Origin of the sequence: Bauldia sp. (assembly GCF_020442045.1) — a bacterium.
In the GTDB taxonomy this organism is placed as follows: Bacteria; Pseudomonadota; Alphaproteobacteria; order Rhizobiales; family Kaistiaceae; genus Bauldia.
Genome location: NZ_JAGRLA010000121.1, coordinates 20,409 through 28,264 on the forward strand (window position 1 = coordinate 20,409; position 7,856 = coordinate 28,264).

Consider the following 7,856-nt stretch of genomic DNA (forward strand, 5'->3'; position numbering starts at 1 on the left):
ACCGCCAGCGGCCCGCTTCGGGAGAGCAAGTATGGCATTCGACAACGTCAAGACGACCAAGCGGAGACGAGTCGCCATGCGCGGCAAGGCCATTCTGATCCCTGCCATCGCGGTTTTCGCCGCGCCGGCGCTGACCATGCCGGGCGCGACCGGCATTCGCGCCGAAGAGATCCAGGTGGCCGATATCCCGCTTCCCCGGCTCAACCCGCAGCGCACCTATTCCGACCTCCGGCCGTCGACCGCCGATCCGATCGCCGACTTCCTGGCGACCGCCGGCGAGGACCATCATGGCGTCGTCGGCGACGGCGAGGAGGCACTCGCCTTCACGCCGGTCGCATCGATCAAGCGGTCAACTCCGGTCTCGACATCCGATATCAACACCCTCGGTCTGCGCTACGCGCTGAAATTCCTCGATGACGGCGACCCGGCGGCCGCGACCGCCGCCGCCTATGCCATGCCCAACCCGATCGACACCAAGGTGATCGACTGGCTGGTGGCGATCAGCGGCCGCGACGACGTGCCGGCCCCGCACATCGCCGAGGTCTGGCGGAAGCTTGCCGACTGGCCGGGCCAGGTCCTCCTGCAGATCCGCTTCGAGCAGGCGCTGGTGCGCGAGAAGCCGCCGGCGAAGACGGTGGTCGACGCCCTCACCGGACGCACGCCGGAAACCGACAAGGGCCTGGTCCTGCTCGCCGAGTCCTACCTGGCGCTCGGCCGCAAGGCGGAGGCCGCCAGGGTCGTCGGCAGCTATTGGCGCGAACAGCGATTCGGGGCCGAAAGCGAGAGCCTGCTCCGCAAGGAGGTCGGTGGCCTGATCAGCAGTGCCGACTACAAGGCCCGCATGGACCGGCTGCTCTATGAGGAGCAGATATCGGCCGGCCTGCGCAACGCCAAGTATCTCGACAAGGGGCAGCAGGCGCTCGCCGCCGCGGTCGCCGCGTCCGAGACCAACAAGAATATCGACAAGGCGCTGGCCGCGGTTCCCGCGAATGTACGCAGGGATCCGCTCTACGCCTTTGCCCGCGTCCAGTCGCTCAGGCGCGCCGACAAGATGGAGGAAGCGGCGAAGCTGCTGCTGACCGCGCCGCGCGATCCGGCGAAGATCGACGGCGATGCGTGGTGGATAGAGCGGCGGATCGTCTCGCGCGCCCTGCTCGACGAGGGCGACGCCAAGATGGCCTACCGCGTCGCCGCCGGCCACTCGGCCGAATCGCCATCGACCATTGCCGAGGCCGAGTTCCATGCCGGCTGGTTCGCGCTCGAATTCCTCGGCGACCCGGCGACGGCGAAGAAGCATTTCGCCAGGATACTCGACGTCTCGTCGCGGCCGCTCAGCGTGTCGCGGGCGGACTACTGGCTCGGCCGCGCGGCCGAGAAGCAGGGCCGCCGCTCGGAAGCGGTCACCTATTACAAGCGCGCCGGCCAGCACCCGACCACCTATTACGGCCAGCTCGCCCTTGCCAGCCTCGGGGTCAAGACGCTGCCGATCGCGCCCCAGCCGAAGGCCGACGCCGCCACCAGGGCGCGCTTCGAGTCGCGGGAACTGGTGCAGGTCATCAAGCGCCTCGACGCCGCCAATCGCGGCGACCGCAACGACATCTTCTATCGCAAGCTCGCCGAGGAGCTGGATGATCCGGTCGAGATCGAGCTGCTGGCCCAGATGGCCGAGGAACATGGCGGGCACCAGTTCGCCCTTCAGATCGGCAAGATCGCCTCCTATCGCGGCCTGCAGGTCGACGCGACCGCCTTTCCGCTCTCGGCAATTCCGGCCTCGGCCCATACCGGCGACGTCGAAAAGCCGCTGGTCTTCGCGATCGCGCGACAGGAAAGCGCCTTCAACCCCGCCGCCGTCAGCGGCGCCGGCGCCCGCGGCCTGCTGCAGCTGATGCCGGCGACCGCCAAGATGATGGCGAAGGCGGCGGGCCTGCCCTATTCCCAGTCGCGGCTGACCACCGACCCCGCCTATAACGCGGCCCTCGGCGCGGCCTTCCTCGCCAGGCTCAAGGCCAGCTTCGGCGGCTCGTTCATCATGACCTTCGCGGGCTATAACGCCGGCCCGAGCCGCGTCCATGCCTGGGTCGAGAAATACGGCGACCCGCGCGACCCGAATGTCGACGCGGTCAACTGGGTCGAGCGCATCCCCTTCACCGAGACGCGCAACTATGTGCAGCGCGTGATGGAGAACCTCCAGGTCTACCGCGCGCGGCTCGGTCGCCCGGCGCTGACCATCCAGACCGACCTGAAGCAGGGCTGAGGCCGCCCTTGTCATCAGCGAAAGCGGAAGCAGACGGGCAAGCCTGGCGCGACCGGTTCCATTCGAGCTCGGACGGGCTGTCCCTCCACATCGCCGAATATGGCGACCCGAGCGCGCCCTGGCTGCCGGTGGTCTGCCTGCCGGGGCTGTCGCGAAGCGCCCGCGACTTCCATAACCTCGCCGTTCATCTGTCCACCCATCGCCATCGCCCGCGCCGGGTGCTGGCCTTCGACTATCGCGGCCGCGGCCTGTCGCAATGGGACAAGGACATCGCCAACTACAATCCGCTGACCGAGCTGACCGACGTGCTCGACGGGATGAGCGCGCTCGGCATCGGCCGCGCGATCGTCGTCGGCACGTCGCGCGGCGGGATCATCGCCATGATGATGGGGGTCGCGCGACCGCATGCCGTTGCCGGGGTCGTGCTCAACGATATCGGCCCGGTGATCGAGCCGGTCGGACTGGCGCGGATCAAGACCTATATCGGGCGCACGCCCGCGCCCGACGACTGGGACGACGCGATCCACATCATCAAGCGGCTGCATGGCGGACAATTCACCGCGCTCGGCGACGCGGAATGGGAGGCCTTCGCCCGCGCCACCTACCGCGACGAGGACGGCCGCCCGGCCGCCAACTACGATCCGGCGCTGGCCAAGACCTTCGACGGGATCGAATTCGACCGGCCGATCCCCGAGCTCTGGAAGGAATTCGCGACGCTTTCCGGTGTTCCGATGCTCGCCATTCGCGGCGGCAATTCCGACCTGCTGAGCGCCGAGACCCTGGTCGAGATGGGGAAGAGGCATCCCGGCCTCGAATCGGTGACGATCGAGGGCGAAGGCCATCCGCCCCTCCTCCTCAACACACCGATCCTGCAGCGGATATCGGTGTTCATCACCCAGACCGAGGGCTCCGGCCCGCCGGCAGACGCGGTGATCCCGGTCGATCGGCCGGGTTACGACCCCGACACCCGGCCGGAGGATTAGGCGGGGAGTCAGTCGGGCTCAATGCCGGGCGGCCTGTCGGCTTCCTCCTGCGCGAGCCGCTTGCGATCCTCGGCCTTGATGTAGCCGGTCCGGCCGCCACTGGCGAGAATCGTCGCCTGGCCGATCCAGTCGTCGCGTTCGATCCGCTCGGGGAACTTGATCTGGACTCCGACCCAGCGGACCTCCGCCGGCGTCCATGCCGCGATCTGGCCGAAATGGAAGATGCCGAGGCTGTTGAGCAGCTCCTCGTTCTTCTTGCCGATCCCCCTGATGCGCTGGAGGTCGTCCGGAACGCCGTTGCGCGGCGCCGTGAGCCCGGCCGGCCGCATCGCGGGAAGCTCCTCGACGACCGGCGGCTCGGGTGGCGGCGGCGGTTCGGGCGGCGGAAGCACCGCAGGCGGCGGACGGTCGTCGGCGGAGGGAGGCGCGACCGACGCGACATCCGCCTCGTCCCAGGCTTCCCCGTTGTGCCAATGCTCGTCATGGGCCACCTGTTCGCGGTGCCCGATGCCGGCCGTCACCTCGCCCCAGTCCGCATCGGGATGGACCTGCGCGACCGGGGGATCTTCATAGGCCTCGACCTCGGCATGGGCCGGCTCCCACTCCCGCGCTTCGGCGGCGGCGGGCGGCGCCTGGTGATAGGGGTCGGCCTCCCGCCGGGCGGGCTCCGCCGGGTAATATTCCCCGGCGTCTTCCTCCGGATGGGCGAGCGGCCGCTGCCGCAGGCGGGTGGGCCGGGCGGCGGCAAAGCCGAGACGATGGCGGACCAGGTGGACGGCATCGCCAAGCGTATCCGCCAACGCTTCCTGCGAATGCGCCAGCGGCGTCTCGGCGATGAACAGGTAAAGCAGGGAGCCGAGCGCGCACCCCGCGACGAACACGAAGGCAAGCATCAGCCATATTTCGATAGCGTGCCAGATCAATGGTCGTCTGGCCCCCGCTCAAGCCACGCCGTCATGTCGTCCACGCTGCGCGGGTCCTGGTACCACCAGCCGACCACGACGCCGATCAGCAGCGCCGCGAGCAGATAGGGCCAATAGGCGATGATCAGATACAGCATTTCTCTCGGCTAGCCGTTGCCCGGCGGATCGATGGTGAAGGCGATGCGGCGATTGGCGGCCTTTCCCTCCTCGGTCGAGTTGTCCGCGATCGGCTCGGCTTCACCATAGCCCTTGGCCGTCAACCTTTCGAATCGCACGCCGGCATCGACGAGATAATCCAGCACCGCCTCCGCCCGCGCCTGGGTGAGCTCGAGATTGGCTTCCTCGGAGCCATCGGAATCACTGTGCCCGCCGACCTCGACCACCGAGTCCGGGCAGCGCATCAGGATCCCGGCGATCCTGTCGAGAAGCGGATAGCTGTCGACGGAGATATCGGTGGCGCCCTTGTCGAATTCGACATTGCCATCGGCGAGCGCGATCTTGAGCCGGTCCCGGCATCCGGCCGCGTCCAGCGGCTGCCCCGTCTGGCGGGTGACGATATTGACCTCGGTCTTGAAGCCCTCCGGGATCGCCTCCGCCGCAATGTCGGCGATTCTTTGCATCGCCCGGTCGTGGAAGGTCGTTCCATCGATCTCGACGACGGTGTCGACAATCTCGAAGTGGCCGCCGGCCAGGCGGGCAGCGACCCGCATGGCGCCTTCCGCCGCCTCGACCAGGCTATCGGGCGCGCCGCCGGCAAACTTCACGTCGTCCTTGACGGTGACCGAGCCGAACCGGGCCCGGGCGGCATCGAGAAGCGCGCGCCTGGCCTTTTCCGACGGTGCATAGCCGGCGAGCACCAGCCCGTCCGCGGCCTGCGAGAGCGACAACCTGTACGGCGATATCCGCGGCGGGGAGACGTCAGAATCCGTGAGGGCGAGGCTCGCCGGAAGGCGCCTGGCATTCGCCTCGGTGAGGGCGAGATAGGCGTCCGAATCGGCCGCCTCGCCCTGGACCGAATAGGTCACGCCTTCGACCTGGACGACACCCGATTTCAGCTCCGCGAGCTGTTCCATCGCGAATTTGGTGGCGCCGATCCAGTCGATCTTGGGTTCGCCCGAGGCGATCTTGACGTTGTCGGTGACCGTCGCTCCGGCAAACAGGTCGCGGGCAAGGGCCCTGACCTCCGCCCTGCCCTCAAGCGACGGCACGTAGCCTTCGAGCGTGACCGCGTCCGCTTCCCGCGAGCCGGTCCAGTAGTAGTTGGAGACCGGCGCCGGGATGATCTCGTTGGCGACGATCTCGACACCGGCGGGCAGCGTCCCGTCGATCCCCCCGACAACCGATTCGTAGTCCTCCACGCTGCGGGCCGTGCCGGCGATATCCAGCGTCAGCCCGTCGAGCATGACCCCGCCCTCCTCGAGCTTGCCGAGTGCCTGGATCGCGAAGGCCGCGGCCTCGGTGAAGCCTTCCGGCTCTCCCGAGGCGATGTTCATGTTGTCGATGATCGGCACCGAAGGATGCAGCGCCCGCGCCGCCTCGACCAGCGAATCCTTAGACACTTCGTTCGGAACGAAACCGGCCAGCGTCAGCGAAACGTCATCGAGGCTCGCCGACCATACGAAGCGATCGATCCGCGCCGGCAGGATATCGACCGGTCCAAGCGCCAGCCCCCCCGGCATCGAATCGGTGAACGAGCGGCGCGCGGCCGCGAAGCTTTCGGCCGACACCGCCGTCCCGGCGACCGAAAGCGTCCCGTCGACGATGGTCACCTGCCCGGAGGACAGATCCGCCAGACGCTCCAGGGCAAAGGCCGTCGCCGCGCTGAACATCTTCGACGCGCCCCGCGCCAGCGTCGTTTCATCGATGATTTCGGCGTCCGGCAAGGCGCGCCGCGCAGCCGCCAGCACCGCGTTCCGCGTCGCCTCCGACGGCACGCTGCCGAGCAGCGTCACCTTTCGCTCAAGGCGTCGCGCCGACCATTCATAGGGCTCGGCCACCGGCAGCAGGCTGCTGGCGTCGGACAGCGAGGCGACGCCACGAATCGCGGAAGCGGCGGCGAGCGCCTCCGCCTGGACCTCGGGGGTGGGCGCGATACCGCCGATCGTGACGTTCCGGCCGGAGACAGCGACCGTCGCCCAGTCATAGCCATCGGCCACCAGCCGCCGCGAGATCTTCGCCGCCAATTCATCCTCGACAGCGCCTGACCGAAACAGCACAGCCAGCACAGCCAACACGATTGTCGCCGCGAGTCCGGGTCGTACCCATCTTCGCCAGTTCGACATGCCGCGACTTCCTCAATTCCCAACGCACGCCGCTCGCGCGCCGCAAAACACCGTCACCGCCGGCCCAGGCCGACGGCGAATACATCATACAGGACTGATCGAACGCGGGATTACGACGAATCTATGGGCTTGAGCCATCTTCGCCAAGAAAACTGCGGCCCGCAAGCCGCGAGCGTGACAATGCCACGGGTCGGGAAGGAGCCCACATGCCCACCGCAAAACGGCGGATCAAAAAGAAAATGCCCGGGGAATTGCTTCCCCGGGCACGTATTCCAGTTCAGACGGTGACCTTAGAAGGAGGTCTTCCAGCGAAGGTGACCACCGAGGATGTCATCGCCAGCTTCCGGATCGGTGTAGAGCAGTTCAGCACCGATCTCCGAGTTGCCGGTCGGGTGATAGTAGACACCCAGCGCGCCGGTGAAGGTGCCCATCTTCTTCCGGGAGTCGGCAGTGTCCTGCCAGCTCGCGGTGGCGGCGACATCCATGTTGCCGCTGAGCGCGAAGCTACCGGAAATGAAGGCGCTCCACCACTCACCGTCGCTGCACGAACGCCACTTGCCGCCCGAGTAGGTCTGGTTGCAGTTGGAACCGCCGGTCAGGCTCTTGGCGCCGTCCGAATAGGCACCAGCAGCCTTCAGCTTGAAGGCGCCGCCGACCTGGCCTTCGACCGCGAGGGCAACACCCCAGGCAGTGCCATCAGCCTGGTCGCTGACCTGGCCAGCCAGCTTCATGTCGAAGCCGCCGAGGCCGCCCGTCAGAGCCAGCACGATGTCCGGATAGTCGCCGGTGGCATTGGTCGCGCCCGCCGAACGATCACGCGGATCTTCGAGGCCGAGCATGATGCCCCAGGTGCCCATCAGGTAGGACAGACGGAACTGGTCGACTTTCTTGTCCGACCGGACCGCGCCGTCATAGGTGTAACCGCCGCCGACGTCGAAGGTCGAAGCAGTCCAACCAAACATCATCGGGCCGATCGCGCCGTAACCGCCGTCGAACCGGACTTCCTTCTCGGTGCCGTTCTGGCCGTCGAAGTTGTTCGAAACCGTCACGAAGTTGAAGTTGGTGACGATCGGGCCGAGGTCGCCCATGGACTTCGAGGTGAAGTTCACGCCGGCTTCCGTCTTGAACTCCCACGCCTGGGAATAGTTATCCAGAGCGTAGAGGTCACCAGCCACGACACCCTGGGTGTCAGACAGCGGGTTGGACGGGTCCGTGGTCGAACCGGTTATCTGCTGAGCGACGTTGAAGTAGTCGCCGACGTAGTTGCTTTCGCTGTAGAACCACATATCCAACTGGATGTAGCCACCGACCTTCAGGCAGGTGTCCGTACCAGGGATGTAGTAGTAGCCGGTTCCGAAGGCGTCGCAGACTTTCACGTAGTCGATCGGCTCGACCGCGAGAGCAAGGTCTGCCG

The 7,856-nt window shown here is 67.1% G+C and carries 6 protein-coding genes; 2 read left to right on the top strand and 4 right to left on the bottom strand.

The annotated features are described in order from the left end of the window. Positions 1-31 precede the first annotated feature (31 nt). Positions 32-2,254: a transglycosylase SLT domain-containing protein gene (locus tag KDJ86_RS13815; RefSeq protein WP_291746838.1), complete on the top strand. Its 2,223-nt coding sequence runs from the start codon at positions 32-34 to the stop codon at positions 2,252-2,254. Positions 2,255-2,262: 8 nt separating this feature from the next. Beyond that, positions 2,263-3,237, top strand: a complete 975-nt coding sequence (locus KDJ86_RS13820) for an alpha/beta fold hydrolase (RefSeq protein WP_291746840.1) — start codon at positions 2,263-2,265, stop codon at positions 3,235-3,237. Between the two features lie 8 nt (positions 3,238-3,245). Here KDJ86_RS13820 and KDJ86_RS13825 read toward each other — a convergent pair whose 3' ends face one another. From KDJ86_RS13825 to KDJ86_RS13840, 4 genes are all read right to left on the bottom strand, one after another. Beyond that, a complete protein-coding gene (locus tag KDJ86_RS13825; protein WP_291746843.1) occupies positions 3,246-4,130 on the bottom strand; it encodes a helix-hairpin-helix domain-containing protein in 885 nt (294 codons plus the stop codon). A 26-nt stretch (positions 4,131-4,156) separates the two neighbouring features. Then, the gene (locus tag KDJ86_RS13830; RefSeq protein WP_291746845.1) at positions 4,157-4,297 is read right to left on the bottom strand and encodes a hypothetical protein; all 141 of its coding nucleotides are present in this window, start codon (positions 4,295-4,297) and stop codon (positions 4,157-4,159) included. A 9-nt stretch (positions 4,298-4,306) separates the two neighbouring features. Then, a complete protein-coding gene (locus KDJ86_RS13835; protein WP_291746848.1) occupies positions 4,307-6,343 on the bottom strand; it encodes an OmpA family protein in 2,037 nt (678 codons plus the stop codon). A 389-nt stretch (positions 6,344-6,732) separates the two neighbouring features. Continuing rightward, the coding region (locus KDJ86_RS13840) for a porin (RefSeq protein WP_291746851.1) at positions 6,733-7,856 on the bottom strand (1,124 nt) is incomplete at its 5' end.

What these genes read in the sequence shown, in the direction of transcription:
- KDJ86_RS13815 (WP_291746838.1), top strand. Translation starts at nt 32, where the DNA reads ATGGCATTCGACAACGTCAAGACGACCAAGCGGAGACGAGTCGCCATG.
- KDJ86_RS13830 (WP_291746845.1), bottom strand. Translation starts at nt 4,297, where the DNA reads ATGCTGTATCTGATCATCGCCTATTGGCCCTATCTGCTCGCGGCGCTG.
- KDJ86_RS13825 (WP_291746843.1), bottom strand. Translation starts at nt 4,130, where the DNA reads ATGCTTGCCTTCGTGTTCGTCGCGGGGTGCGCGCTCGGCTCCCTGCTT.